The sequence below is a fragment of the Stenotrophomonas maltophilia genome, from assembly GCF_025642255.1.
In the GTDB taxonomy this organism is placed as follows: domain Bacteria; phylum Pseudomonadota; class Gammaproteobacteria; order Xanthomonadales; family Xanthomonadaceae; genus Stenotrophomonas; species Stenotrophomonas maltophilia_P.
Window position 1 is genome coordinate 330,001 of sequence record NZ_CP106759.1, and the last position, 2,500, is coordinate 332,500.

1 rRNA gene (cut by both window edges) is annotated in these 2,500 nt (G+C 53.8%); it reads left to right on the forward strand.

Annotation, left to right across the window (positions count from 1 at the left end):
- Nucleotides 1-2,500: ribosomal RNA gene (locus N8888_RS01490) — 23S ribosomal RNA — on the forward strand (it extends past both window edges: 121 nt to the left, 259 nt to the right).

Consider the following 2,500-nt stretch of genomic DNA (forward strand, 5'->3'; position numbering starts at 1 on the left):
GGAAACCCACCCGCTTGCGGGTATCCTGCAGTGAATACATAGCTGCTGGAAGCGAACCTGGTGAACTGAAATATCTAAGTAACCAGAGGAAAAGAAATCAACCGAGATTCCGTCAGTAGCGACGAGCGAACGCGGACTAGCCCTTAAGCTGGATTGGTTCTAGGAAAACGCTCTGGAAAGAGCGGCCATAGAAGGTGACAGCCCTGTATCTGAAAGGGCCATTCCAGTGAAGACGAGTAGGGCGGGGCACGTGAAACCCTGTCTGAACATGGGGGGACCATCCTCCAAGGCTAAATACTACTGACCGACCGATAGTGAACCAGTACCGTGAGGGAAAGGCGAAAAGAACCCCGGAGAGGGGAGTGAAATAGAACCTGAAACCGTGTGCGTACAAGCAGTAGGAGCTCCGCAAGGAGTGACTGCGTACCTTTTGTATAATGGGTCAGCGACTTACTGTTCGTGGCAAGCTTAACCGTATAGGGGAGGCGAAGGGAAACCGAGTCTGATAAGGGCGCATAGTCGCGGGCAGTAGACCCGAAACCGGGTGATCTAGTCATGCCCAGGGTGAAGGTGCGGTAACACGCACTGGAGGCCCGAACCCACTCCCGTTGCAAAGGTAGGGGATGAGGTGTGATTAGGAGTGAAAAGCTAATCGAACCCGGAGATAGCTGGTTCTCCTCGAAAGCTATTTAGGTAGCGCCTCATATGTATCCTCTCGGGGGTAGAGCACTGTTATGGCTAGGGGGTCATCGCGACTTACCAAACCATTGCAAACTCCGAATACCGAGACGGACTGTATGGGAGACACACGGCGGGTGCTAACGTCCGTCGTGAAAAGGGAAACAACCCAGACCCACAGCTAAGGTCCCAAATTCAGTGCTAAGTGGAAAACCATGTGGAAAGGCACAGACAGCCAGGAGGTTGGCTTAGAAGCAGCCACCCTTTAAAGAAAGCGTAATAGCTCACTGGTCGAGTCGGTCTGCGGGGAAGATTTAACGGGGCTAAGCACTGAACCGAAGCTTGGGGTGCATAACTTTGTTATGCGCGGTAGAGGAGCGTTCCGTAAGCCTGCGAAGGTGGATTGAGAAGTCTGCTGGAGGTATCGGAAGTGCGAATGCTGACATGAGTAACGATAATGCGGGTGAAAAACCCGCACGCCGAAAGCCCAAGGTTTCCTTGCGCAACGTTAATCGGCGCAGGGTGAGTCGGCCCCTAAGGCGAGGACGAAAGTCGTAGTCGATGGGAAGCAGGTTAATATTCCTGCACCTCGCGTAAGTGCGATGGAGGGACGGAGAAGGTTAGGTGTACCGGGCGTTGGTTGTCCCGGGGAAAGGCGGTAGGTTTGGATCTTTGGCAAATCCGGGATCCTTTAAGACCGAGCACCGAGACGAGCCTTTAAGGCGAAGTCACTGATACCACGCTTCCAGGAAAAGCTCCTAAGCTTCAGCTTACGCAGACCGTACCGTAAACCGACACAGGTGGGTAGGATGAGAATTCTCAGGCGCTTGAGAGAACTCGGGTGAAGGAACTAGGCAACATGGCACCGTAACTTCGGGAGAAGGTGCACCCTTTTTGGTGGCTCGTGCGAGCTATAGCTGAAGAGGGTCGCAGTAACCAGGCCGCTGCGACTGTTTATCAAAAACACAGCACTCTGCAAACACGAAAGTGGACGTATAGGGTGTGACGCCTGCCCGGTGCTGGAAGGTTAATTGATGGGGTCAGCCGCAAGGCGAAGCTCTTGATCGAAGCCCCAGTAAACGGCGGCCGTAACTATAACGGTCCTAAGGTAGCGAAATTCCTTGTCGGGTAAGTTCCGACCTGCACGAATGGCGTAACGACAGCGGCGCTGTCTCCACCCGAGACTCAGTGAAATTGAAATCGCTGTGAAGATGCAGCGTTCCCGTGGCAAGACGGAAAGACCCCGTGAACCTTTACTATAGCTTTACACTGAACGTTGAGTTCGTCTGTGTAGGATAGGTGGGAGGCTATGAAACCATGGCGCTAGCTGTGGCGGAGCCATCCTTGAAATACCACCCTGTCGTGCTTGACGTTCTAACCTGGGCCCATTATCTGGGTCGGGGACCGTGTATGGTGGGTAGTTTGACTGGGGCGGTCTCCTCCTAAAGAGTAACGGAGGAGCTCGAAGGTACGCTCAGCGCGGTCGGACATCGCGCACTGTGTGCAAAGGCATAAGCGTGCTTGACTGCAAGATCGACGGATCAAGCAGGTAGGAAACTAGGACTTAGTGATCCGGTGGTTCTGTATGGAAGGGCCATCGCTCAACGGATAAAAGGTACTCCGGGGATAACAGGCTGATACCGCCCAAGAGTTCATATCGACGGCGGTGTTTGGCACCTCGATGTCGGCTCATCACATCCTGGGGCTGTAGTCGGTCCCAAGGGTATGGCTGTTCGCCATTTAAAGTGGTACGCGAGCTGGGTTCAGAACGTCGTGAGACAGTTCGGTCCCTATCTGCCATGGGCGTTGGAGATTTGAGAGG